Annotated in this window: 20 protein-coding genes; 12 read left to right on the top strand and 8 right to left on the bottom strand. The window is 59.7% G+C overall.

Annotated elements, in window-relative coordinates; all coding sequences use genetic code 11:
* Positions 1-85: 85 nt before the first annotated feature.
* Positions 86-2,641 carry an EAL domain-containing protein gene (locus ARC85_RS05110; RefSeq protein WP_286714433.1) on the top strand — a complete coding sequence of 852 codons (2,556 nt, stop codon included), beginning with the start codon at positions 86-88 and terminating at the stop codon, positions 2,639-2,641.
* On the opposite strand, the gene tesB is transcribed toward ARC85_RS05110, so the two are convergent.
* The 4 genes from tesB to ARC85_RS05090 all read right to left on the bottom strand — a co-directional run bounded on the left by tesB (position 2,608) and on the right by ARC85_RS05090 (position 5,139).
* Entirely contained in the window at positions 2,608-3,468 is an 861-nt protein-coding gene (tesB, locus tag ARC85_RS05105) for an acyl-CoA thioesterase II (protein ID WP_011786999.1), read from the bottom strand. The genes ARC85_RS05110 and tesB overlap by 34 nt on opposite strands.
* Before the next feature lie 125 nt (positions 3,469-3,593).
* On the bottom strand, positions 3,594-4,751 hold the full coding sequence (locus ARC85_RS05100) for an NAD(P)/FAD-dependent oxidoreductase (RefSeq protein WP_286714432.1): 1,158 nt from the start codon (positions 4,749-4,751) through the stop codon (positions 3,594-3,596).
* A gap of 15 nt (positions 4,752-4,766) precedes the next feature.
* Positions 4,767-4,934, bottom strand: coding sequence for a rubredoxin (locus tag ARC85_RS05095; RefSeq protein ID WP_008173532.1), 168 nt, complete (start codon positions 4,932-4,934; stop codon positions 4,767-4,769).
* A gap of 67 nt (positions 4,935-5,001) precedes the next feature.
* Positions 5,002-5,139, bottom strand: a complete 138-nt coding sequence (locus ARC85_RS05090) for a hypothetical protein (RefSeq protein WP_278351030.1) — start codon at positions 5,137-5,139, stop codon at positions 5,002-5,004.
* Positions 5,140-5,215: 76 nt separating this feature from the next.
* Here ARC85_RS05090 and ARC85_RS05085 point away from each other — a divergent pair, with 76 nt between their 5' ends.
* The 5 genes from ARC85_RS05085 to phoR all read left to right on the top strand — a co-directional run bounded on the left by ARC85_RS05085 (position 5,216) and on the right by phoR (position 9,494).
* Complete coding sequence (locus ARC85_RS05085; RefSeq protein WP_022993198.1) at positions 5,216-5,773, top strand: hypoxanthine-guanine phosphoribosyltransferase; 558 nt, start codon at positions 5,216-5,218, stop codon at positions 5,771-5,773.
* Positions 5,754-6,320: a chorismate--pyruvate lyase family protein gene (locus ARC85_RS05080; RefSeq protein ID WP_278351028.1), complete on the top strand. Its 567-nt coding sequence runs from the start codon at positions 5,754-5,756 to the stop codon at positions 6,318-6,320. The genes ARC85_RS05085 and ARC85_RS05080 overlap by 20 nt, the downstream gene beginning before the upstream one ends.
* Positions 6,321-6,386: 66 nt before the next feature.
* Positions 6,387-7,271, top strand: a complete 885-nt coding sequence (gene ubiA, locus ARC85_RS05075) for a 4-hydroxybenzoate octaprenyltransferase (protein ID WP_022993200.1) — start codon at positions 6,387-6,389, stop codon at positions 7,269-7,271.
* A 121-nt stretch (positions 7,272-7,392) separates the two neighbouring features.
* The gene (gene phoB / locus ARC85_RS05070; RefSeq protein ID WP_022993201.1) at positions 7,393-8,085 is read left to right on the top strand and encodes a phosphate regulon transcriptional regulator PhoB; all 693 of its coding nucleotides are present in this window, start codon (positions 7,393-7,395) and stop codon (positions 8,083-8,085) included.
* Between the two features lie 86 nt (positions 8,086-8,171).
* Complete coding sequence (phoR, locus tag ARC85_RS05065) at positions 8,172-9,494, top strand: phosphate regulon sensor histidine kinase PhoR (RefSeq protein WP_286714431.1); 1,323 nt, start codon at positions 8,172-8,174, stop codon at positions 9,492-9,494.
* A gap of 11 nt (positions 9,495-9,505) precedes the next feature.
* On the opposite strand, the gene ARC85_RS05060 is transcribed toward phoR, so the two are convergent.
* The gene (locus ARC85_RS05060; protein ID WP_114433693.1) at positions 9,506-10,402 is read right to left on the bottom strand and encodes a response regulator; all 897 of its coding nucleotides are present in this window, start codon (positions 10,400-10,402) and stop codon (positions 9,506-9,508) included.
* Between the two features lie 219 nt (positions 10,403-10,621).
* On the opposite strand from ARC85_RS05060, the gene ARC85_RS05055 reads away from it, so the two are divergent.
* The 4 genes from ARC85_RS05055 to ARC85_RS05040 all read left to right on the top strand — a co-directional run bounded on the left by ARC85_RS05055 (position 10,622) and on the right by ARC85_RS05040 (position 14,589).
* Complete coding sequence (locus ARC85_RS05055; protein WP_286714430.1) at positions 10,622-11,854, top strand: lytic murein transglycosylase; 1,233 nt, start codon at positions 10,622-10,624, stop codon at positions 11,852-11,854.
* 154 nt (positions 11,855-12,008) lie between these two features.
* A complete protein-coding gene (locus tag ARC85_RS05050; protein ID WP_286714429.1) occupies positions 12,009-12,746 on the top strand; it encodes a THxN family PEP-CTERM protein in 738 nt (245 codons plus the stop codon).
* Between the two features lie 119 nt (positions 12,747-12,865).
* The gene (locus tag ARC85_RS05045) at positions 12,866-13,894 is read left to right on the top strand and encodes a metal-dependent hydrolase (protein ID WP_286714428.1); all 1,029 of its coding nucleotides are present in this window, start codon (positions 12,866-12,868) and stop codon (positions 13,892-13,894) included.
* Entirely contained in the window at positions 13,894-14,589 is a 696-nt protein-coding gene (locus ARC85_RS05040; RefSeq protein WP_199452906.1) for a pseudouridine synthase, read from the top strand. The genes ARC85_RS05045 and ARC85_RS05040 overlap by 1 nt, the downstream gene beginning before the upstream one ends.
* Positions 14,590-14,600: 11 nt before the next feature.
* Here the strand turns inward: ARC85_RS05040 and ARC85_RS05035 are convergent, their stop codons facing one another.
* Positions 14,601-15,080 carry an asparaginase domain-containing protein gene (locus ARC85_RS05035; protein ID WP_199452904.1) on the bottom strand — a complete coding sequence of 160 codons (480 nt, stop codon included), beginning with the start codon at positions 15,078-15,080 and terminating at the stop codon, positions 14,601-14,603.
* 16 nt (positions 15,081-15,096) lie between these two features.
* On the bottom strand, positions 15,097-16,023 hold the full coding sequence (gene pbpG / locus ARC85_RS05030; protein WP_286714427.1) for a D-alanyl-D-alanine endopeptidase: 927 nt from the start codon (positions 16,021-16,023) through the stop codon (positions 15,097-15,099).
* 229 nt (positions 16,024-16,252) lie between these two features.
* On the opposite strand from pbpG, the gene ARC85_RS05025 reads away from it, so the two are divergent.
* Both ARC85_RS05025 and ARC85_RS05020 read left to right on the top strand, forming a co-directional pair.
* The gene (locus ARC85_RS05025; protein ID WP_286714426.1) at positions 16,253-18,856 is read left to right on the top strand and encodes an EAL domain-containing protein; all 2,604 of its coding nucleotides are present in this window, start codon (positions 16,253-16,255) and stop codon (positions 18,854-18,856) included.
* 150 nt (positions 18,857-19,006) lie between these two features.
* Positions 19,007-21,427: a phosphoketolase family protein gene (locus ARC85_RS05020; protein WP_286714425.1), complete on the top strand. Its 2,421-nt coding sequence runs from the start codon at positions 19,007-19,009 to the stop codon at positions 21,425-21,427.
* Here the strand turns inward: ARC85_RS05020 and ARC85_RS05015 are convergent.
* Positions 21,408-24,140 (bottom strand): cation-translocating P-type ATPase, encoded by a 2,733-nt coding sequence (locus tag ARC85_RS05015; RefSeq protein WP_286714424.1) that lies wholly within the window; start codon positions 24,138-24,140, stop codon positions 21,408-21,410. The genes ARC85_RS05020 and ARC85_RS05015 overlap by 20 nt on opposite strands.
* Between the last annotated feature and the right edge of the window lie 102 nt (positions 24,141-24,242).

Here is a 24,242-nt window from a genome sequence, read left to right as displayed (position 1 = left end):
AAAGTCTGCCGGTTACGGCTTGAGCCGCCCCAGACGACAGGCCATACTCAGGCCATAACGACAAGAACGGTAACCTGTGATTCTGATGCAACTGGCCCGACCCCTGGCAGCCCTGCTGATTCTTCTGGCGCTTTCGCTTCCCGCCATGGCTGCCAGTGATGGCTATATTCCGGCCATTGAGTACCTGAGACTGGCGCCGGACGACCAACGCAGCCCGCAACAGGCCCTGGAATCCGGCGACTGGCAAATCCTGAACGAACAAACGCCTAATTTCGGTTACACCCGTGACCAGGTCTGGCTGAGGTTCCCCATCACCCGTCCCCAGACCACCAATCTCCTGGAGATCACCTACCCGCACCTCGACCGGATCGATTTCTATCTGTTACGGGACGGCGAAATCCAGCTGAGCTATCAGACCGGCGACCGCATGCTGTTCTCGGAGCGCCCGGTGGAGCATCCGCACTTCCTGTTTCCGTTCCAGCTTGAAGCCGGTCACGACTACCGCATCTTGCTGAGAATCGACACCGACGGTGCCATGCAAGTGCCGCTAAGGCTGTGGAACAATCGCAGCTTTTTCGAGAAGACCTCCGTAGAAAGCCAGGTTCACGCCCTGTACTACGGCATCCTGATTACCGCCATCTGCTTCAACCTGTTTGTGTTCCTGGCACTCAGGGAATCCATCTATCTTTATTACGTACTCTCGACCCTGGGCTACCTGATCCTGATCGGCACCCTGAACGGTACTACCTACCAGTTCCTGTGGCCGACACTCCCTGCAGTTCAGAGCAACGCCATGGTGCTGTCGATACCATTGGCCATGCTGTTCACCCTCATGTTTTCACGGTCGTTCCTCAAGCTGCGAGAGTGCAGCCCCCGGCTCGACCGTCTCATGCTCGCCACCATCTTACTGAACGGAGCACTGGCACTGTCGACCATGGTGATTGATTACGGCACTGGCATCCGGCTAACCGTGGCCCTGGCGATTCCCAGTTGCCTGCTGCTTACTGTCGTCGGCCCCCTGCAATGGGCCCGAGGCAATCCACAGGCGGTGTACTACACCCTGGCCTGGGGGGCCGTGACCCTGGGCGGTGCCATTACCGCCGCCAACAAGTATGGCCTGATTCCCACCAGTTTCTTCTCGGTCTATGGCATGCAACTGGGCTCTGCCTTCCAGGCGATCCTGCTCAGCCTGGCTCTGGCCATCCGGATCTATCACGAGCGCCAGGAGAAAGTGCTGGCCCAGGAGGCGGAACTCAAGGCACTCGAAGCTCGGCGCACAGCCGAACTCCGGCTGATGGACCAGGCCTTGCACCATCCGCTCACCGGCCTGCCCAATCGCAGCAGCTATGAAATGCGCCTGAACGAATTGATCCGGAGCCAGCGCGGCAAACGCTTCGGCGTGGTCATCATCCATCTGGACAACCTGTATCCGGTCACCAAGACCCTGGGCCACCGCAACACCGACCGCATTCTGGAGCTGGCCTCCAAACACTACAACGCGGTGATCAAGGATGTACCTGGGGCCATCTCTCTGGAGCAGACCGACAACCGAACCTTCTTCCTGGCCAGCCTCGACCCGCAAACCTTTGCCTTTGTGGTGGATGCCGACCAGGCGCTGTCGGTGCCCAGAATCGTGCTGCGCAGCATTGAAGAGATCCGCTACCCGGTGGATTTCCTTGGCATGCAGGTTCCCCTGAATCCACAGCTGGGCGTGGCTTTCTACCCGACTCACGGAAACGATGCCAACACCCTGATTCGCAGGGCGGTGATCGCCGAAGGTTCTGACCGCGCCCGAGACCGCGGAATTGCCTACTACAAATCCTCCCGGGACTCCTACAGCGCCGACCGACTAACCTTGGTCTCCGACCTGCGCCACGCCATCGATCACAATGAGTTGACTCTGTACCTGCAGCCCAAGCTGTGCCTGCGTACCCGCGCCATTACCGGATTTGAGGCACTGATTCGCTGGCCAAGGCGGGAACAGCCGGTTCGGCCCGATGAAATTATCGCGGTGGCCGAACAGACCGGGCTGATCAAACCCCTGACCCGATGGGTGCTGAAAGAGGCCCTGGAAATGCGCGGGCGGCTGCTGGAGATCGGCTGGGATGCCGGAATCGCCGTCAACATCTCGCCCAATAACCTGCGGGAGCCGGATTTTGCCGTGTTCGTACAACGGCTGATGCAAAGCTACCAGGTACACACCGGGGCCATCACCTTCGAGGTCACGGAGACCTCCATGATGCAGGACCCTACCAATTCGCTGCGGGCGCTGAATGCGCTTGATGCCGCGGGCATTCCGCTCTCCATTGACGACTTCGGGTCCGGCTATTCGTCCCTGTCCTACATCAAGCAGTTGCCGGCGGGCGAAATCAAGATCGACCGTTCACTGATTACCGATATAGTGGAACGGGAGCAGGACAGAGTGATCGTGCGCACCACCATCGACATGTGCCACAGCCTCGGCTACACCGTCGTGGCCGAGGGGGTGGAGGATGAGAAAACCCTGTCGCTGCTCAAAGACATGGGCTGCGATCTGGTGCAGGGCTACTTCCTCACCCGGCCGCTACCCTTTGATGACATGGTCGACTGGCTGGGCGATTACAACCCTCAGGCCTTACGTTCCCGGATCAGTGCTTCCTGAGTGGTGGAGGCCACCAAAACACCATCCCGGGTAAAGAAATTGCCCCGATTGAAGCCCCTGCCCGCCGAGGCACTCGGACTGTCCTTGTCATAAAGCAGCCAGTCATCCATACGGAAATCCCGATGGAACCAGATGGCATGGTCCAGGCTGGCAACCTGCATGTTCTTGCTCATGAAGGTGCGCCCGTGAGGAGTCAGGGACGTTCCCAGAAAGGAGAAGTCAGAGGCATAAGTCAGCAGACACCGGTGCAGCACCGGGTCATCCGGCAAGGGTCCGAGGGCCCGGAACCAGTTCTGGCGATGGGGCGGGCGCTTTTCCGGTTTAAACGGGTTCATCGGGTCGACCGGACGGATCTCTATAGGCCGGTCGCGGGTCAACATATCCCGCATTTTCTCCGGCACTTTATCTGCGATCAGCTTGCCCCAGTCCTGCTCGGACTTGAGTGTATCCGGGTCCGGCGCTGCCGGCATGGCAACCTGATGGTCCAATCCGTCTTCTGCGACCTGGAACGACATGGAACCGGTCAGGATTTCCTTGCCGTCCTGCCGGGCAATCACCCGGCGCACCGAGAACGTGCCGCCATCCCGAACCCGCTGAACTTCATAATCGATCGGCATGCTGTGATTGCCAGGGCGCAGAAAATAGGCGTGCAGGGAGTGGCAGAGGCGATTTTCGACGGTCCGGCTGGCCGCCATCAGGGCCTGCCCCAGAACCTGCCCCCCGAATACATGCGGAAAGCCCAGATCCTCACTGTCGCCCTGAAAATGATCGTCTCCGATCGGGGAAAGATCCAGCAACTCCACCAGTTTTCGGGTTACATCCAGCATGCGCGCTCCTGTCTTTTGTTAGCTCACGAACGGGTTTTCTACCCCAGACAGGAAAATTTCGCAACGGCTGAAACTGCCAAAGACGGCAATCGGCTACCAGCCAACCTCACTGGTAGCCGCAAGCTTCAGTCCCGGTGAATAGGAGGAACTTCCTTCGCCAGTGTCTGCTTTTCCAGAGCAAACCGGCCGGTCACTGCGAAGCCAAGCGTGTCGCCGTCCGGGCTCCGGAACAGGGCTTTGACATCAGCCCCGTCCTGCTCCACCTGCCATTCCCCCTCGGCATCCATCGGTGGTGGGCAGACTGCGGTCGGGCAACAGGGTGTTTTTACCATCACCGGCATGGTGCCATAGCTGACTTCCGTGCGCGTACCGGCCAGAGTTTTCGCCAGCGCCCGGGCACAGGCCATCAACGGCAGCACATAGAGCAGAACGCGCCCGTCCACTTCGGCACAATCACCCAGGGCAAAGACATCCGGTGCAGACGTTTCCAGAGCCCGGTTCACCTGAATACCCCGGCCGGAACGGATCCCGACTTCGCGGGCCAGTTCAGTGCGGGGGCGCAGCCCCACCGCAGACACAACAAGGTCGGCCTGGAGTTGCTCACCATTACCGAGCGTCAGTTCGACGCCACTGCCCTGCTTCTCTGCCCGCTCAACCACCGTCCCCAAATGGAACCGAACACCAAGCCTCTCCAGCTCAGCCTGCACGGCACCAGCGGCTGTCTCCGGCAGCAGGCTGGGCATCAGCGATGAGTCCGGGGCGATAACGTCCACTTCGTAGCCACCATTGCGCAGATCATTGGCAAACTCACACCCGATCAGGCCCGCCCCCATAATCGCGACCCGCTTGCCCTCGGCGAGGGCTTTACGGAAGGCACGGTAATCCATCAGGTCGTTGATGGAATGAACCCGGTCCTGCGCGTTACCATCCAGACTCAGGCGGATGACGTCGGCGCCCCAGGCCAGAACCAGCTTGGCATAACGTATGCGCTGGTCGCCCAGTTTGAGCTCATGGGCATCGGTATCAATGCCCGTAACCGTGGACCAGGGACGAATTTCCACTCCCAGTTGCTCGGCCATGGCCTCAGGGTTGGCCTGGGCCAGACCATCCGCGTCCTTGTCTTTGGTAAAGCCGGTCGACAACATAGGCTTGGAATAGCTGACGCCGTCGTCGGCAGTCACCATGATGACCGGGGTTTCCTTATCCAGTTTGCGAAATTCCCGTACCAGTGAGTAACCCGACAAACCGGTACCAACGATCACAATAGGTGTCTGCTCGGTCATGACTCTGTCCTGCCTTTAGCCGATTTCGATCATTTCAAAATCTTCCTTGCCCACACCGCAGTCCGGGCAAACCCAATCCTCAGGCACGTCTTCCCACTTGGTGCCGGGCTCAATGCCATCCTCCGGCCATCCCTCAGCCTCGTCGTAAATCAGGCCACACACCACACACTGCCACTTCTTCATAACAAGCTCCCACCAATTTGTCTGCGCAGATATTATTGTCGAACAATAAAGCAATCAAGCAGAATGATCACAAAATGCGACCGGGTTCCAGCCAACTGCCACTCACCCGATTGGCTGCCATCATAACCGCGACACCGGTATTGACCAATGCCAGCACCGACAACCGGGCCCGGGGTTTTCTGCCAATAGCCACAATTACAGACATGGCAATACCGCCACGCCCCTCCCTTCGATCGCCCCACTTCGGTATAATCCGTCGTTTTGGACAGGACCCGATCGTTATGACCGATACCGTCGCTGAAATGAACCAGGTCATGGCAGACGCTGACTGCCTGGTTCCCGAAGATCAGGTGCATACCGCCATCGACACCATGGCCAGCGCCATCACCGATCGCCTCAAAGACAGTAACCCCCTGTTGTTCTGCGTCATGAACGGCGGCCTGATCCTGACCGGTCAGCTCTTGCCACGACTGAAGTTTCCGGTTCAGGCCGAATATCTGCACGCCACCCGTTACCGCCAGGAGACCACCGGCGGCATTCTGGAATGGAAGCTTCAGCCGGAAGCCGACATGAAAGGCCGCACGGTTCTGATCGTCGACGACATCCTGGACGAGGGTACGACGCTGTGCGCCATCGCAGATTACTGCCTGGCCCATGGCGCCAGCGAGGTTCTGACTGCGGTGCTGGTAGACAAGGAGCACGATCGCAAGGCGCGCCCCGGCCTGAAGGCAGACTTTACCGGCCTTTACGTTGAGGATCGATTCCTGTTCGGCTATGGCATGGACTACAAAGGCTATTGGCGCAACGCTCCGGGAATCTATGCCGTTAAAGGACTGTGACCAGCCCCCCGAGCTGAGCATACCTCCCACGTTCTGGTACCGGTCGCTGGCGGCGGCCGGCCTTTACTGTCCTGAGGTTCATGGCCCGGCCCGCTACTGGCTGATGGTAGAAGGTTCCTTTACCCGGGCACTGCAGCAAAAATGCCAGGAACGCTTTCACGTTGAAATTCTCAGGGAAGGTTTTTCAACCCCAACCCCTGAAGAAGCGAAGCGCCTGAACCTGGCACCGCGCCAGCTTGCCTGGGTAAGGGAAGTTCGCCTGTGCGGTGACGGCCGCCCGTGGGTGCTGGCTCGAACGGTTATTCCACAGAACTGCCTGCACGGCCACGGCCGCCGCCTGCGCAATCTTGGCAACAAGCCACTGGGCGCCTATCTGTTCAGCAGCCCCGAGTGGCAGCGGGGGCCACTGGAAACAGGGCTCTGCAAAGTCCGCAGCAACGGCCACCCTCGCCTTGCCCGCAGATCCCTGTTCCACCGGGGTTCCTGCGCCCTGTTGGTGGGGGAATACCTGTTACCCCGGCTATACCAGTCTCACAACCAGGGTTAACCCTACCGCTGCCGCTGGCTATAATCGGGTGCACTCTCACGCATCAACAAGCGGATACCAGCTCCTATGTTGCAGAACGCCCTGCCCACCCATGTTCATGCCCGCCTGGCGGATTACGCACGACTGCTGCGCATCGACCGTCCGATCGGCACTTTGTTGCTGCTGTGGCCAACTTACTGGGCACTCTGGCTGGCGGCCGAGGGGACCCCGTCATTTGCCAACCTGCTGATCTTCACCCTGGGCGTATTTTTCATGCGGGCCGCGGGCTGCGCCATCAACGATTTTGCCGACCGGGACTGGGATCGCCACGTCAAACGCACCAAGGATCGCCCGCTCACCGCCGGCCGGGTCCGTGCCTGGGAAGCCGTCGCCCTGTTTGCCGGGCTATGCCTGGTGTCGTTTCTGATGGTGGTGCTGTTCACCAACACCCTGACCCTGTATCTGTCATTCGGTGGTGCACTGCTGGCCTTTATCTACCCGTTTATGAAGCGTTACACCCATTTGCCCCAGCTGTTTCTGGGCGCCGCCTTTTCCTGGGCCATTCCCATGGCCTGGGCAGCTGAGGCCAACCAGCTCAGTCAGCTCACCTGGTTGCTGTTTACCGCCAACGTGCTCTGGACGGTCGCCTATGACACCCTCTATGCCATGGTCGACCGGGATGACGACCTGAAAGTCGGCATAAAATCGACAGCCATCCTGTTTGGTGATGCAGATCGGGCGATCATCGCTCTGCTGCAGACCATGGTGGTGGTGATTCTGGTGATGGTGGGCCAGCGGGCGGAACTGGGCTCCTTCTATTATCTCGGCGTTGTGGCCATGGCCACGCTCTTCGTCTACCACCAGTACCTGGCCAGGGAGCGGAACCGGGAAGGATGCTTCAAGGCATTTCTCAATAACAACTGGGCCGGCTTTGCAGTGTTTCTGGGGCTGGCGTTGGATCTGGCGTTCTGACTACCCGCCCATGTCATATACTTGTAACAAAGACGCGTTGTAATGACTCGGCAACATTACAAGGGAGTGTGTTCGCACCTCTGATCAGAGAACTCCCGAGGTCTGACACAGGTTGATGCATATGAGTGGAAAAACTGTCCTGATCGTCGATGACGAAGCGCCTATCCGTGAAATGATTGCGGTCGCGCTCGAAATGGCGGATTACGACTACCTGGAGGCAGCGGACGCCCGTGAAGCCCATGCCCTGATTATCGACAAGCAACCAGACATGATCCTGCTGGACTGGATGCTGCCGGGCACCAGCGGTGTCGAACTTGCGCGCCGGCTGAAGAAAGAAGAGGCCACCGCCGATATCCCTATCATCATGCTGACCGCCAAGGTGGAAGAGGATAACAAGATTCAGGGCCTGGAAGTCGGTGCCGACGATTACATCACCAAGCCGTTCAGCCCACGTGAGCTGGTAGCCCGCCTGAAAGCGGTTCTGCGTCGTGCCACACCGCCGGGTGTCGACAGCCCCATCGAAGTGGATGGTCTGACCCTGGACCCGGTCGGCCATCGTGTGACCACGGCCGACGGTGCCATTAATATGGGCCCGACCGAGTACCGCCTGCTGCAGTTCTTTATGACTCACCAGGAACGGGTCTATACTCGGTCTCAACTGCTGGATCAGGTGTGGGGCGGCAACGTGTATGTCGAGGAACGCACCGTCGACGTTCACATCCGCCGCCTGCGCAAGGCGCTGGGAGACAGGTACGATCATCTGATTCAGACCGTGCGGGGAACGGGCTACCGGTTTTCCACCAAAGTGGCCTGATTTACTCCCTGACGACAGCCCCGGACCGCCCCTCATCGTCCGGCGATCACGGCATCAGCGCCGGCAACACGACAAGGCAGTAGTGGATGCAACACAACTGGTCCCGTTACCTGAGACTGATCATCACCGCGCTCGCAGGCACCACACTGGTGGGGTTCTATTTCGGCGAGCCGCTCTACGGGTTGCTGGTGGGGCTTGTTGCCTATCTCTGGTGGACCCTGGTCCAGGCCCGGCGCCTTTACCAGTGGCTGGGAAACCCCAGCGCTTCCGACGAAGCGCCCCAGAGCATCGGCTTGTGGGGTGATATCTTCGACAGCCTGCACAAGCTGAACCAGAACCACCTGATGACCCAGGATCGCCTGCGGGCCCGTATCAACCGGGTTCAGGAATCCACCAACGCCATGCGCGACGGCGTTATCATGACCGATGCCCGTGGCGCCATGGAGTGGTGGAACGGCTCAGCCGAATACCTGCTGGGTTTCCGCCGCAGCACCGATCAGGGTCAGTACATCCATAACCTGATCCGCAACCCGGCATTCAAGGCCTATTTCGATACCCGGGATTACCGCGAGCCCCTGGAAATCAACTCGCCAGCCAAGCCCCACATCCATCTGCAGATCCAGATCAGCCTGTTCGGCGACGATGACCGCCTGATCGTGGCCAAGGATGTCACCCGGCTGTATCAGCTTGAACAAATGCGGCGCGACTTTGTCGGCAACGTTTCCCATGAAATGCGCACACCGCTGACCGTGATCAGTGGCTACCTTGAAACCCTGGTGGATCATGGTGATGAGCTGCCTGCCAAGTGGCGCCGGGCTATCAATACCATGGCGGCACAGGCCTCCCGGATGGAGGCCTTGATCACAGATCTGATTCTCTTGTCCCGTATCGAAACCGGCGAGCATACGGTGGATGACACGCTGACCGATGTCGACGCCCTGCTGAACCAGATCTGTCATGATGCCCGGGCCCTGAGCGGCGACAAGGGCCACCAGATCACGGTTCAGATCAGTGACCACCGCCTGCTGCAGGGCGATGAAAGCCAGCTACGCAGTGCATTTTCCAACCTGGTGTTTAATGCGGTGAAATACACGCCGGCCGGCGGAGCCATCACAGTTGCCTGGAGCACCAATCGCGAAGGCGCCCATCTGTCCGTCAAGGATACCGGCATCGGCATTGATCCGATCCATATCCCCAGGCTGACCGAACGGTTCTATCGCGCCGATCCCAGTCGCCACAAGGACACCGGCGGAACCGGCCTGGGCCTGGCTATCGTCAAGCATGTGCTGATCAATCACGACGGCAACCTGGAAATTCGCAGCAAAGTCGGCGAAGGCAGCGAATTTATCTGCCATTTTCCAAGGGAGCGCCTGGTCGAGAGGATTCCCGAACAGGTTCCGGAGGACTGAGGCGCCCTCAGTTAGCGGTTTGAGGCCCGGAACCTGGCCACAAATCGCGACAGATCCTCCAGCTTCTTAGGGTCTTCATCGACAAAACGGATAGTGACACTGACAAAGTCGGTATCCTGGCGCTTGTCCACAGCCTGCAACTGATGCACGTAACCGTTCAGACGCGCCATCTGGCCATCGCCCATGTCGATATCCACCACCGCCTGATCGAGAATCCCCGGGAATTCCTGATCCCGCTTGGCGATCACCCGCACTTCCGTCAGATTGATATCCTTGACCACCGATTTCAGTGTACTGTCGGAAAACCTCACAGATGCCATACTCATGACACCACGAGCCTGAGGCTTGCCGGCTGCCGCTTTTGCACTACCAACATTCAGCAGCGGGTTATCAGCAACGGGCTCAGGCTTTGAGGCTTCGGGCCTGGATGCCGGCGCCTCCCGCTTCTGGGTGAGCAAGGCGGCGGATTCCTTGAACGCCTCCGCCGGTCCTTCCAGTGATTTGCCGCTGCGATCCATGGCGTCCTTCAGGCGGCGGCCCATCACCTTGATGATTTTCTTACTCAGCCCATCCGGACTGAAAGGCTTGCCCAGGTATTCAGACACCCCTTCCTTGACCGCCTCAATAACATGATCCTTGTCGCCGCGACTGGTAATCATGATGAACGGCACCTTCTGGTACTGCGGTTGCTGGCGCATCCACTGCAGCAGTTCCAGCCCGGACATCTCCGGCATTTCCCAGTCGCACAGCACCAGGTCAAAACTGGTTCTGGACATCAGGGACTGGGCACGCCGGCCATTCTGGGCATCCGTGGTTTCAATGACGGGAAAGCGCTGTCGCACTGTCCGTTTCACCAGATCTCTCACAAAACTGGCGTCGTCGACCACCAGCGCCTTCAGTATTGCCATAGCGACATCTGCTCCGGATTCCACTCATGCTCCAACTATAGAACATCCCGGTCTTGACGTGACCGGAGTGCTACAAAAAGACGACAAAACCGGCGTTCACCGGGCCCCTTCCCAACCGAAAAAAACACGTGGCACTGTAGGCTATGGCGGTATTTCCCGACACGGAAAACGCGCTAACATGGCAGCCGATGCCCAAACGATTCTATTGCGAGGATTCCCGTGCCTGACCTGATCTCCCGGACTGCCATTCGCCGTACACTGGTGGCGATTTCCCTGAGCACGCTGGCGCTGGTTGCCAGGGCAGAAACCGAAACAACCGCCACACCGGCGTTTGAGCAATGCAAACAGGCGCTCGGAGAGAAAGCCGTCGCCGCCGGTGTGCGTGAATCCACAGTAAAGTCGGTGATGGCCGGCGTGGTGCACCTCGACAGAGTGATTGAGCTGGACCGAAGACAGCCCGAATTTACCACCACCTTTGCCGACTACCTGAACCGACGGGTTAACGACGCCCGGGTCGGCAAAGGCCGGGAATTATTGGCAGAACACCGTAAACTCCTGGACCGCGTGACCGCGGAAACCGGTGTTCCCGCCCCCTATCTGGCCGCATTCTGGGGTCTGGAAACCAACTATGGCAGCTACTTCGGCAAGATGCAGGTGCCCAGTGCCCTCGCCACCCTGGCTTGCGATGCCCGGCGCAGCAGCTTCTTCACAGAGCAATGGATCGCTGCCCTGCGGATTATTGACGAAGGCGCTATTCCCGCTGATCAGATGGAAGGCTCCTGGGCCGGCGCCATGGGCCATGTGCAGTTCATGCCGACGGTATTCCTGAAACACGCGGTCGACGCCGATGGCGATGGGCGCCGGGATCTCTGGAACAGCCTGCCTGACGCCATGATGTCTGCCGGTCGTTTTCTCGAGTCCATGGGCTGGGATGGCGACTATCGATGGGGGCGGGAGGTGCTGTTACCCGACAACTTTGATTTCAGTGTGGCCGATGGTCGTCGTCTGCCCCTGGCAGACTGGCGCAAGATGGGCATCACCGATGCCTTCGGTAACCACCTGGCCAACGAGCCCATTGAGGCGGCCCTGATCGTGCCCAGCGGCCACCAGGGCCCGGCCTTTCTGGTATACAGTAATTTCCGGGTGATCATGGGCTGGAACCGGTCCGAGTTCTACGCCATTGCCGTTGGCCATCTGGCAGACCGGATTGCCGGCGCCGGAAAGCTTCAGAACCCTCCCCCGGAAGACCAGCCCGCGCTGTCAAGAAATCAGGTGCTGGAGCTCCAACAGGCTCTGAATGACAAAGGCTACCCGAGCGGGGAACCCGACGGCATCCTGGGCTCCAATACCCGCAAGGCCATTCGCGCGTACCAGAAGGCGGAGGGCCTGGTGGCTGACGGCTTTCCATCAGAACAGGTATTAGCGGCTCTCGGAGTTTACAGCGGCTCCTGAAAGCGTCCAGTTTTTTTACAGCCAGAGAAACACAACGCTATAAATCATTGTATTTAATAGACAAAAAATACTGGCACGCATTTAGCTACACACCTTGGTAGTGCCTGGCCATTTCCAGGCAATCCTACAACTGCGAGTAGTTAAGGTGTGGACAATGCTTAAAATGATGAAAGGAATCGTAGCGGCGGTAACATTTGGCTTCGCCGCAACTGCCTGGGCCTTCCCGGTGGACCTCGAATCGGTTTCAGGAACCTGGAACGCGCCGAGCAATGGCAGCAACGTTACGGGCGTGGGCACTGACACCCTGCGCTGGGGAACCGGCGAAGTTACCTGCACCGGGCACTTGTGGTGGAAAACCTGCAACGAAGGCCCACAGAGTGGCTATGGTTTTCAGGGCCCTGCCAGCCTGCCACAGACCATCACCTCAGACGACCCATTTGTGTTGGGAACCTTTACACATTTCAACAACCGGATTACCGGTGAAAGTATCACTGGCGTGAGCCTGGATGTATTCGCCACCTTCTCCACAACGGTTAGCAACAGCACGGTAACCGGCCCCTATACCTTCGACTTCATTCACAACGAAACACCGAATGTCGGTCAGGAATGCTGGTGGGGGTTCTGCTGGAGCGTCGAGCAGGACGTTGATGATGTCGTTATTCTTGACAACATGATTGAGAGTTCTGAGTTCCAGTTCGGCTCCAATATCTATTCTCTGTCTCTACTTGGCTTTGCCAATGGCCTGAATGAAATTGAAACCCAGGAAGGCAAGGCAACCTCTGTCGATCTGCTGGCCAAGCTGAATGTTCGCTCCGTACCGGAACCCGGTACTCTCGCGCTGCTGGGACTCGGTCTGGCTGGCCTGGGCCTGGCGCGCCGCCGCAAGGTCTGAGCAACTCCCTCTTCGCCGGCAGTACCCTGTGCTGCCGGCGATACTGCTACCTCCCGTGATCTGAATCCCGAATCCGCGCATAATACTGGTATCACCCAGTCACCACGAATCGGGACATTATGGACTCCATCACACAGGCTGCACTTGGCGCTTCCATTGCGGGCGCGGTTGCCGGCAAAACCCTGGGACGATCAGCCCTTCTGACCGGCGCCCTGCTCGGCACATTACCCGACCTGGACGTAGTCATTGACTATGGCACAGCCGTTGCCAACTTTACCCAGCATCGGGGGTTCAGCCATTCCCTGTTTATTCTGGCGCCACTGTCTCTGCTCATCGCCTGGGGCCTGTGGCGCTGGAAAGCGCTCATCTCCTATCAGCGATGGCTGGCTCTGGTTGGCCTGATCCTGCTCACGCATCCGTTGCTGGATGCCTTTACCACCTACGGTACCCAGCTGTTCTGGCCCATTGGCCGGCCCGTGGCGATCAACAGTATCTTTATCATTGATCCGCTCTATACCTTGCCACTGCTGGCGGGTTGCCTGGCCTTTCTGTATCGACCACCGGCTTCGAGAACCGTTGCAGCCGGACTGCTTCTATCCAGTCTCTATCTCGGCTGGACCCTGGTTGCACAGCAGATCATCACCGAGCGCGTGCGACCGGCCCTGGCGAATGCCGGTATGGAGCAGGCAGCCCTGATGGTTCAGCCCATGCCATTCAACACTGTTCTGTGGCGTGCCACGGCAGTCAATGCCGAGCAAAGAATCGAAGTTGTAACCGGTTTTCTTGATGCCAGCGATGAGCTGGTGCTGGAACGCTTCCCACGGCAGCCGGAGCTTGCCCGCCTTGTCGCCGAGCTTCCGGAATCCCGGCGGCTGGAATGGTTTACCGGCGGTTTTCTGGACTACCAACAGAACGGCACTCAGATAACCGCAACGGATATCCGGCTGGGCATACCCGGCGCTCACCCCTTCACCTTCATCCTGGCTGAAACCGCCGAAGGCGGACTACAACCACTCGCCAGTGATCGCCTGCCCCGCCCGGCGCTTAACCGGGCCGCCCTGCCCCTGTTGTGGGATCGAATGACCGGCCAGGTGCCGGTACTGTGCCTGGCGACCCTATCCGTTCCCAACCAGGGGAGCTCTTGCTGATGCGGCTGGACCAGTATCTGGCGAACGCTACAGAACTTTCCCGCAAGGAGGCAAAAAAGGTGGTGTCGGCGGGGCGTGTGAAGGTGAACGGAGAAACCTGTCGGCAAGCCAATCGTCGGGTGGAGGCCGAACAATCTGTTCATCTTGACGGTACGCCGGTTACCTTACCCGGCGATATCTACCTGATGATGCATAAACCCGCCGGGGTGCTCAGTGCCACCACTGACAGCAGTCAGCCAACCGCTCTCGACCTGCTGCCCGGTAATCTGGCCAGTCGGGTTCATATGGCAGGGCGTCTGGACAAAGACACCACTGGCCTGCTGTTGCTGACCAGCGATGGCCAATGGTCCCATGCGGTCACTTCACCCCGGCGGGAATGCCGCAAAAGCTATCGGGTCTGGCTGGCCGAGGCTATCCCGGACGAGGCCCGCCGGGCGCTTGAAAAAGGCGTCATGCTAAACGGTGAAACCACGGCGACCAGGCCCGCCGAGGTCCGTGTACACAGCGACAAGGTCATCGACCTGACCATCAGCGAGGGCCGTTACCACCAGGTTAAACGAATGCTGGCCGCCGTTGGCAATCGTGTTGAGGCTCTGCACCGCTTTCGCATCGGCAGTATCGAGTTGGACGATAATCTGGCGCCCGGTGAATTCCGGGCTCTGACACCTCAGGAAATCCGCTCAGTGACCGAGTGACCACCACCCACCTAAGCGCGCTCGAACCTCTGGGCTTCCAGATTTTTCCGCACCGAACCTGCCTCAAACACCTCACCATTCATGGCAATGTAGACCCCCGCCGGTAACAGCGACACCGCAGCCCAGGCAAAGCCAACGTTGAAGGTAGCATCGCTGCGCCGCATGCGCGCAGGTTGCATGGCGCCCGTCAGCACAATCGTGCGATCGGCTACCGATTTCAGTACCTCGGCGGTCTGCGCCATGGTATCGGTGCCATGGGTAATCAGGATACGCTGGCTGGCCGAGGCCTTGACTGCGGCCAGAATGGTTTGACGGTCCGCATCGGTCAGTTCCAGGCTGTCCTTGCGCATCAGGGGGCGAACCTCATAGCCGTCATGGATGTTGGATTCCGTCAACAGTTCCGGCAACAGGCTGTCCCCGATTTCAAACTTGCTGTTGGCATCAAAGTAGACCTTGTCGATGGTGCCACCGGTGGTCAGTATCTCAATCATGGTCTGAACTGTTCCTTTATTGTGAGGACGCCGTGGTGGTCCGAGACTGTTTCGCCTCTGCCGCCATCAGGGCTGCATTTTTTTCCTGTGCATAACGCTTCGCGGCCGGAGCCACCGACCCTGGCTGGCCCGTGGCAAGCCAGCGCTTGATTCGGCCGGCATCCCCCATCGGAGACCGGGTACCCAGAGAGTCCAGCAAAACCGTGATCACCGGCGTTCCGTTCATCTCCGACACCATCACCAGACAGCGCCCCGCCTCTGTCAGGTATCCGGTTTTACTCAGGCTCACGCCCCAGCTGTCCCGATGCACCAACGCATTGGTATTGCCAAACGACAGGCTGTACCGGGGTTTGCGGAACTCGGCCCGGTAGTAGCCGGTGGTCGAGGCTTCACGAATTTCGGGATGCTTGAGCGCAGCACGCGCCAGGATCACCAGATCCGCTGCCGTGGACACATTGCCGGTAGAGAGACCGGTCGGGTCAACAAATCGGGTCTGAGCCATCCCCAGGGCTTTGGCTTTGGCGTTCATCTCGGCCACAAAACCGTCAAAGCCGCCGGGATAAGTACGTGCCAGAGTGTAGGCAGCAAAGTTCTCGGATGACATCAGGGCAATCCGCAGCACATCCCGGCGCCGAAGCTGAGAGCCCACCCGAATGCGGCTCCAGGCGTTCGCGGCAGCCTCGACATGACGCTCCTCGAACGTCAGCCACTCGTCCATATCCTGTCCCGATTCCACCACCACGAGTGCCGTCATCAGCTTGGTGATCGACGCCACCGGTACCGGGCGATCGGCGTGCTTACCGAACAGCAGGCCCTCTTTGCCAACTTCGGCCGCCGCTGCCTGCACCGACGCCAGGTTCGGCGCCCGCTCCGGACTGGCAGCACTCTGGCAGGACACCGCCAGGAGAAAGACGACAACAGTGAGAAATACGGAGTAACGCATGGTGAACTACCTGCCTCTCGGGCCTTAACTGGGAATTGATCGATAGCGCGAACTATATCAGCGCACATGGGCCGGGCGCAGGTCTCATTTTCAATCATGCGTTTTAAACAGCAAATGCAAAAAATCTTAAATTCATGTAAAATATTAGTCAAATCAATTCGTTACATCTCGTTAATCATTGTAACCAGAGTGTAACGGTGCCGCTTTCCAGTTTCAGGATGCGTTCAGGATGGACTCTCCGTCGCTCGGCCAGACTCTCTCCAGGGAAACCCGCTCGGGCAGATTACCGGCGTGGCTGCACCAGTCGTTCCCGTTTGTCATCCTTCTCCTGGCCATCACGTACGGACTTGCCACCACCTTCTGGCAGGAATTGCCGACCCTGTCGGTCAGTCCCTCTGTCCAGACCGACAGCTCCGCAACCGGCCCTCGCATCACTGGCCAGATCGAATATCTGATCCACCCCCTGGGCAAGGTACTGCAAGACCAACTCTGGCAATCCCAAGCCTGGAGCCGCACGGATACCCGCTATTCCGGAATCGGCTACCCCTACAAGCCCGCAACTTTCCGCCTGACACTTGAGAACCCGGCGTCAGAACCTGCGACCAGCCAGGTGACGGTGCCCGCACCCTACCTGGATCACCTGCAGCCGGCCCTGATTCACCCGGACGGCCAGATTGAACGCCTACCTGCGATGGGCGATCGATATCCCTTCGATCAACGCTACCTGGCGTTGCCGCAGTGGGTCTGGCCGGTCACGCTGCAACCGGGCACCACCACCCTGCTGATGGAAGTGCAGAATCACGGCTCGGTACTGTTGCCAGTCATTCTGTCAGACAGCGCCGAGGCTCTCGGTGCCGGCACCGCCATCACCGCCTGGAAGTCCTTTGTCACCGGCCTGCTGGTGTTTGCCCTCTTACTCAACCTGAGCATCGTCGCCAAGCTCCGCCGACCGGGCCTGGCCTGGCTAAGCGTGCTGATGATCAGCGTTATCTACAGTCAGCTGGTGATGGATGGCCTGGGGCTGTGGCTGATCTGGCCGGCAGTGCCAGAGCTCAATGCCCTGCTCAACATCAGTCTGCCGCTGTGTCTGATCGCGCTTTGCGAATTTACCCCGCATTTTCTCCAGCTGGCCCGCACTGAGGCCCGGATACTCCGGGCCTTCAGCCTCCTTGCCGGAGCGCACCTGCTGGCTGCGCCTCTGGGCTTTCAGTTCCTGGGACAACACGCCTTCCTGATGAGCAGCGCCATCGGCGGGCTATTCATTTTTGCCCTGAGCCTACGGCAGCTGAACAGCCATGTTTACGCCCGCTACTATGCCCTGTCGGTGCTGGCAATCGTGATCGGGGCTGTCACCTCATCACTTCGCACCGTTGGCTGGTTGCCCGTGAATGCGTTGACTGACTCTGCTTTTTTCCTGGGCGCCGCAACCGGCTCCCTGATCCTGACCAGTGGTGTGGGTAAATTACTGCTGGAAGAACGCAAGAAACGCATGAGCTCAGACATACGGGTTCAGGAGGAACAGAAACTCCGGGCCAGCATCGAGCGCGATTATGACCGTTTACTGAAAACCCACAGAGTAACCGGCAAGCCCAATCGGCCCATGCTGGAGGAAACCCTGGGCGCTCTGGACTGCCATAAAACCCCCTACACCCTGTGCATGATTCGCCTGGCCCGGTTCAATGAACTGGAACAGGCCCTGGGCTACCGTGCCGCAGAAGAGCTCCTGAAGCAGTATCTCCGACAACTCAACCGGTATCTCAAGCAAACGGTGGGCGATCAACTGGTCATGATCAACGGTTACAGCGTGGCTACCCTGGACACCGTCAACCATGCCTTTGCCCTGTTGCGCCACCCCGACGAGGCGCTGGAGAGACAACGTCTGCAGGCCATCAGCCGCTGGTTGTCCGAGAATTTCCGCGAAGGCCGTTTTTCATTTTCCTGGGCCGCCTCGGTTGGCGTCGCCCACGCCCCGGAACACGGTGCTGAACCGGCCGGCGTACTCGCCTGTGCCGGCTTTGCTTCACTGGATGAGAGCCTGCCGCTGGTGGTTTATGATCCGGCCATTGCCGAATGGCAATACCGCCAGCAAATGCTGATGCTGGATGTGGAACAAGCGCTGCGTTCCGGCGAAATGTGGCTGGAGTACCAGCCCAAGATCAACATCCGCGATGGCCGGATTGGCTCACTGGAAGCCCTGATTCGCTGGCAGCACCCGGAATTCGGCAGGATATCGCCCAGCCAGTGGATTCCCCTGGCCGAGGAAGTGGGGATCATTCACACGGTTACACTCTGGGTGCTGGACCGTGCCTGCAGGGACAGTCACCAGCTCCGTGAACAGTATGGCCGCGATATCACCGTAGCTGTGAACATTTCCGCCAAGGACCTGGCCCACAGCCTGTTCCACGAGGAAGCCGGTGCCATCGTTCGACGGCACAAGCTGGAACCGGCCAATGTCAGCCTGGAGATTACTGAAACCGCCATGATGACCGATCCGGACACGGCCCGCAGTACCATCCGAACCCTGAGCGCGATGGGCTTTCGGATTGCACTGGATGACTTCGGATCCGGCCACTCCTCACTCGGAGCCCTGGCACAGTTCGAGCTGGATGAGCTGAAAATCGACCGCAGTTTTCTGGAGGGGGTACTGGATTACCCCTCCAGACAGAAAATACTGCGTGCCGCTCTTGAGCTGGGCACAGCCCTGGATCTGGATGTGGTGGTCGAGGGCGTGGAAGACGAAACCATCGCCCTCTGGCTACACCAGTTCCCGGGCTTGCACGGGCAGGGCTATTACTGGGGCCGCCCGTTCAGCCTGGAGCACAGAAACCGTTAACTGCCGACATCACCCAATCCTACCCTCCCCCCGAGATACAGCACCAGCTCAGTGCATGCTAAAAGATGCAGATACGACTGACCTGCATCAAGGGGGCTGCCCGCGGTCCGTTTTACACTTCTTTCACACTCATCAGCCATGGAGGCCGTCATGTCATCGCCAATTGAACAAGCTCCGGCGCCCAACGAGGCAACACCAGGCTCAGCCTTCCAGTGCTGGCAGCAGGGCTATGGCGTTATCCGGCACTCCGAACAGACCTCCGCCAGAGTCCGGGAACTGGCCAGCAAACTGGTCAGCGCCGGGCACCAACCGGATGAAGACACGGTTTACCGGAAGCTGATTGCCCTGGACCGGCTCACCAGCGCCGGCCTGTGGCTGGTGGTACATATGACCTATTGCAACCGGGTGGACATTGCCGGTGCGCCCCTGGCTGCCCAGGATTTCAAGGCCTCACCGGAAGGCCATACCGGAGGCGCCCTGAACATGGTGCCCGCCTACGCGGCCTATCTGGCCCTCAACAATCTGACCGGAACAACCCGCAGCTGGCTGATGGGGCAAGGGCATTGCGTGGCCGCCGTGGATGCCCTCAACGTGCTGACCGGCAATCTGCATCCCGAGCAACGCACCCGTTACCTGGCACCCGAGGGCTTGTCGCGGCTGGCCTCCGACTTCTACAGCTATCGCCAGAAACCGGACGGTACCATGGCTGCGCCCCTGGGCAGCCACGTGAACCCCCACACCGCCGGAGGCATTATCGAAGGTGGCTATCTCGGGTTTGCCGAGTTGCAGTACGCCCATATGCCGCTGCCCGGGGAATCCCTGGTAGCCTTTCTCTCCGATGGCGCCGCTGAAGAGCAGCGCGGCAGTGACTGGATACCCCGATGGTGGCGGGCCGAGGACTGCGGCCTGGTCCTGCCGGTGATGATCGCCAATGGCCGGCGCATTGAACAACGAACCGAGCTTGGTACCCGTGAAGGTCTGGAACGGTTTGAGCAGCACCTGCAACACCGGGGTTTTGATCCGGTACGATTCGACGGCCGTGACCCCGCCGCCTTTGTCTGCGCCATGTACGACATGGAGCAGGCTCTTGCAGCCCATGGCGCCGCCGCGCAACAAGGTGAGACCAGCTACCCGGTTCGCATACCCTACGGTATCGCAGAGACCGTGAAAGGCTATGGTTTCTATGGCGCCGGAGAAAACGCAGCTCACAATCTGCCTCTGCCGGGCAATCCACGCATGGATGCCAGATCCCGGGAGCTGTTCAATGAGTATGCAACGCCGCTATGGGTAAAACCGCAGGAGCTGAACCTGGCGGTATCTGAGCTGAATGAACACAGCCAACAGGGCCGGCCACTTGAGCGGGATCACCCGCTGGCGCTTCGCCGCCCCTCGGAACCTGCCATTCCGGTTTTGCCCTGGGCTCAGAACAAATGTTCCCCCATGACTGCCGTTGATGAATTCTTCAAGGCTCTGGTCGCGGACAACCCGGAACTCCGGCCCCGGGTCGGCAACCCGGACGAACTCGCCAGCAATCGACTCAAAGGCGTGCTCGACAGCCTCAAGCACCGCGTGAACGACCCGGAGAACGAGGCCGAGTCAGTACACGGCAAGATCATTACGGCACTGAATGAAGAGGCGGTCGTCTCTGCCTGCCTGGCCAATAAAGCGGGATTGAATCTGGTGGCCAGCTACGAAGCCTTCTGCGTGAAAATGCTCGGCGCTATCCGCCAGGAGTTGATCTTCGCCCGACATCAGAAAGAAGTGGGCCGGCCACCCCAATGGCTGGGACTGCCAGTGATTGCCACCTCGCACACATGGGAAAACGGCAAGAACGAGCAATCCCACCAGGACACCAGCTTCTGTGAGGCTTTACTGGGAGAAATGAGCGATGTCTCCCGGGTGATTTTCCCGGCTGACTACAACAGCGCCCTGGCGATTCTGCCATCGGTTTACCGGGAGCGGGGCCGCATCAGTTGCCTCGTTATCCCGAAACGGGAGCGCCCGTGCGTGTTCAATGGCAGCGAAGCTGAAGCATTGGCCCGACATGGCGCCCTGGTGGTGGACGAGGATACCTCGGCTGGCGAGGAGCCCCTGCTGCTGATTGCCAACGGCGCCTATCAGCTTTCCGAGGCCATACGGGCCTGCGAACGTTTGCGCGAGACCGGCACACCGTTCCGGCTGGTCTACCTGCAGGAACCCGGGCGCTTCCGCCAACCCCGGGATCCGATGGAAGCGGCCTCCTGCCTGACCGAGTTTGAGCGTGAGCGCCTTTTCCCTCATCGCATGCACCGGCGGGTCGCCCTGACCCATATGCGGCCGGAAGTGTTCCGCGGACACCTGCACACACTGTTCCCGCAACCCGGACAATCCCGGGTGCTGGGTTATATCAACCGGGGCGGCACGCTGAATGAAGCAGGCATGCTGTTCGCCAACCGCTGCTCATGGGGCCATGCCCTGGCGGCCTGCGCCGAGGTGATGGACAAACCTCCCGGAGAATGGCTTTCCAGCGCCGAACTGGCCGCTGTGGAGGGCCGGGGGGATCCGGGAGTGATTACCCGCGGGCTGCCTTGAGCCGGTTGCGTATCGCGGTTTCCAGCTCCAGCACCACCAGGACCACGACACCGGCCACCACGGAAAATGCCAGCTGCTCCAGGCTCAGAGCAGCGGTGGTAAAGGTGCTCTGGAACCAGGGCAGATAGGTGAACAACAGCTGCAACGCCACGACCGCCGCGATCGCTGCCAGCACAACGGGCGTGCCGAGAACCCCCCGCAGGGTAATTGAGGCGCTATCAAGATAACGCACCGCAAACAGATAAAAGACCTCCATCGCCACCAGGGTGTTGACCGCTAATGTGCTGGCCAGCACCGGATCCTGATGGCGATGCATCACCCAGAACCAGGCCGCGAAGATACCCACCAGAAACAGCAGGGAGACAAACGCTACCCGCCAGACCACAAAACCCTGCAGCAAGGATTCATCCCGGGGTCTTGGCGGTTGTCGCATGACGCCGGGCTCCGGCGGCTCAAACGCCAGCGTCATGGCCAGCAGCACTGAGCTGACCATATTCACCCACAGAATCTGCAAGGCGGAAATGGGCAGCGTGAGTCCCAGTAACAAGGCAGTGATCAGGCTGACGGATTCACCGCCGTTAATCGGAAGCATGAAGGCGATGCCTTTGCGCAGGTTGGTGTAAACCGTGCGCCCTTCCCGGACAGCCGCAGCAATGCTGGCAAAGTTGTCATCCAGCAGCACCACCGATGACGCCTGCCGGGCCGCTTCCGAACCCTTTACGCCCATGGCAATACCGACATCAGCGCGCTTCAGTGCCGGTGCATCGTTGACCCCATCACCGGTCATGGCCACCACACCGTGCAGTGCCTGCAGCGCTTTCACTAACCGAAGTTTGTGCTCGGGGCTGGTGCGGGCAAACACATCCACCTCGCCGGCCAGATCCCGGAGCTGGTCTTCATCCAGCTCATCCAGCTCATTGCCGGTCAGTACCCGGTCGGTATTGCGCAGCCCGAGTTTTCGGGCAATGGCACCGGCCGTCAAGGCATGGTCGCCGGTGATCATCTTCACCCGAATACCGGCATCATGGCACTCCTCGATAGCCCGGATAGCCTCCTGCCGGGGCGGGTCCAGCAAACCCACCACCCCCAGCAGTTCCGCGCCCTGTTCCAGCTCCTCCACCACCAGCTCCCGGCTGCCTTTCGCCATTGGCCTGCGCGCCAGTGCCAGCACTCTCAGACCTTCGGAAGCCATCTCCGTAATGACCTGTTCCCAGTGCTCTTTGCTCAGCGACTCGGTTCCACCATCCGGGGACACCTGGTGCGCGCACATAGCCAGGATCCGTTCCGGAGCACCTTTGAGATAGGCAATACCGTGGCCGTGGTGGTCGTGGTGCAATGTGGCCATGAACCGTATGCGGGTATCGAAGGGAACCTCATCCACTCGCGGCCAGGCGGTGGCACTGTTCAGGTGATCAAATTCCGCCTTGCCGGCAAACACTTTCAGCGCGGCTTCCATGGGGTCACCATGGATAGAAGGCTGCCCGTCTTTGCCAATGATGCTGGCGTCATTACACAGCGCAGCTGCCCGGGCAAGCTCAGCCAGCACCCCATCGCCAGTGACCGGCTGGCCCTCCCGGCAGACCCTGCCGTCGGTACCATAACCTTCGCCGGTAATCTCATAACGCTCACCGCCAGTCACGGCCGTGGTCACCATCATTTCGTTACGGGTGAGTGTGCCGGTCTTGTCCGAGCAGATGACCGATACCGCACCCAGGGTTTCGATCACCGGCATCCGGCGAACTACCGCCTTGCGACGGGCCATCTGGCGCACCCCAATGGCGAGGGTAATGGTAAGAATGGCCGGCAAGCCTTCGGGAATGGCCGCCACCGTCAGGCCCACCACGGCCATGAACAGCTCCCGGAATTCCAGACCACTGAACGCCAGTCCGCCAAAAAAGATGATAATGCCGGCGGCTACAACGATCAGCGAAAGCACCCGCGCAAACCGGTCCATCTGTTCAAGCAGGGGAGTTTTCAGGCTTGTGGTATCCGCCAGCAGGCCGGAAATGCGGCCGATCTCGGTATGCGTACCAGTGCGCACGACAACGCCCCGGGCTGTGCCTGTGGCCACCATGGTTCCGGAGAACGCCATGCCTGTCTGGTCGCCGAGAGCCGACTGCTCCTCCACCGGGTCGGGGGACTTGTCCACCGCCTGGGATTCGCCGGTCAGTATGGCTTCCTCAATCTTGAGGTTGTTGGTTTTTTCCAGGCGAATATCGGCGGGCACACGGTCACCGGCTTCCAATAGCACGGTATCCCCGGGCACCAACTCACTCGCATCCACCTGATGCTGGCCGCCGGCCCTGACAATACGGGCGCGGGGAGCCAGCATATGACGGATAGCCGATAAGGCCTGCTCGGCCCGCCCCTCCTGGATAAAGCCGACCAGGGTCTGAATAATCACTACCGCCAGAATCACCCCGGCATCCACCCAGTGCCCGAGGGCACCGGTGATGGCCGCTGCGGTCAGCAGTACGTAGATCAGGAAATTACGTAACTGGCGCCCGAGACGGGCCAGGGGGCCGGACGTCCTACCCTCTGGTAACTGGTTGGGACCAAAGGTCTCCAGCCTGGCCTGCGCGCTTTCGTCGGTCAAAGGCTCCGGTGCATCCAGAAACACCCGCGCCTGTTCTGCGGCTATGGCATGCCAGGCCTGAGACTGCTCCCCCCTGGCCACCGAACCCTTTGAACCCGACGTACTGACTTCTGACATATCCCTGCTCCCTGCATAAGGCCTGGGTTAACTACACAGGATTCTGCCGATACCGCCAATGCGCCAGATCAAACCGATGGCCGGTATAGCCGCGCCCGGTTG

Source organism: Marinobacter sp. tcs-11 (assembly GCF_002049515.1).
GTDB classification, from domain to species: domain Bacteria; phylum Pseudomonadota; class Gammaproteobacteria; order Pseudomonadales; family Oleiphilaceae; genus Marinobacter; species Marinobacter nauticus.
Note: the sequence above shows the minus strand (reverse complement) of the source record. Positions and strands in the feature narration are given on the sequence as shown.

Excerpts from the sequence above, each read along its gene's own strand:
- ARC85_RS05090 (WP_278351030.1), bottom strand. The coding sequence starts at position 5,139 with ATGTCTGTAATTGTGGCTATTGGCAGAAAACCCCGGGCCCGGTTGTCG.
- ARC85_RS05110 (WP_286714433.1), top strand. The coding sequence starts at position 86 with ATGCAACTGGCCCGACCCCTGGCAGCCCTGCTGATTCTTCTGGCGCTT.
- tesB (WP_011786999.1), bottom strand. The coding sequence starts at position 3,468 with ATGCTGGATGTAACCCGAAAACTGGTGGAGTTGCTGGATCTTTCCCCG.
- ARC85_RS05035 (WP_199452904.1), bottom strand. The coding sequence starts at position 15,080 with ATGATTGAGATACTGACCACCGGTGGCACCATCGACAAGGTCTACTTT.
- ARC85_RS05045 (WP_286714428.1), top strand. The coding sequence starts at position 12,866 with ATGGACTCCATCACACAGGCTGCACTTGGCGCTTCCATTGCGGGCGCG.
- ARC85_RS05050 (WP_286714429.1), top strand. The coding sequence starts at position 12,009 with ATGCTTAAAATGATGAAAGGAATCGTAGCGGCGGTAACATTTGGCTTC.
- ARC85_RS05085 (WP_022993198.1), top strand. The coding sequence starts at position 5,216 with ATGACCGATACCGTCGCTGAAATGAACCAGGTCATGGCAGACGCTGAC.
- phoB (WP_022993201.1), top strand. The coding sequence starts at position 7,393 with ATGAGTGGAAAAACTGTCCTGATCGTCGATGACGAAGCGCCTATCCGT.
- ARC85_RS05100 (WP_286714432.1), bottom strand. The coding sequence starts at position 4,751 with ATGACCGAGCAGACACCTATTGTGATCGTTGGTACCGGTTTGTCGGGT.
- ubiA (WP_022993200.1), top strand. The coding sequence starts at position 6,387 with ATGTTGCAGAACGCCCTGCCCACCCATGTTCATGCCCGCCTGGCGGAT.
- pbpG (WP_286714427.1), bottom strand. The coding sequence starts at position 16,023 with ATGCGTTACTCCGTATTTCTCACTGTTGTCGTCTTTCTCCTGGCGGTG.
- ARC85_RS05080 (WP_278351028.1), top strand. The coding sequence starts at position 5,754 with ATGCCGTTAAAGGACTGTGACCAGCCCCCCGAGCTGAGCATACCTCCC.
- ARC85_RS05020 (WP_286714425.1), top strand. The coding sequence starts at position 19,007 with ATGTCATCGCCAATTGAACAAGCTCCGGCGCCCAACGAGGCAACACCA.
- ARC85_RS05060 (WP_114433693.1), bottom strand. The coding sequence starts at position 10,402 with ATGGCAATACTGAAGGCGCTGGTGGTCGACGACGCCAGTTTTGTGAGA.
- ARC85_RS05040 (WP_199452906.1), top strand. The coding sequence starts at position 13,894 with ATGCGGCTGGACCAGTATCTGGCGAACGCTACAGAACTTTCCCGCAAG.
- ARC85_RS05025 (WP_286714426.1), top strand. The coding sequence starts at position 16,253 with ATGGACTCTCCGTCGCTCGGCCAGACTCTCTCCAGGGAAACCCGCTCG.
- ARC85_RS05095 (WP_008173532.1), bottom strand. The coding sequence starts at position 4,934 with ATGAAGAAGTGGCAGTGTGTGGTGTGTGGCCTGATTTACGACGAGGCT.
- phoR (WP_286714431.1), top strand. The coding sequence starts at position 8,172 with ATGCAACACAACTGGTCCCGTTACCTGAGACTGATCATCACCGCGCTC.
- ARC85_RS05015 (WP_286714424.1), bottom strand. The coding sequence starts at position 24,140 with ATGTCAGAAGTCAGTACGTCGGGTTCAAAGGGTTCGGTGGCCAGGGGG.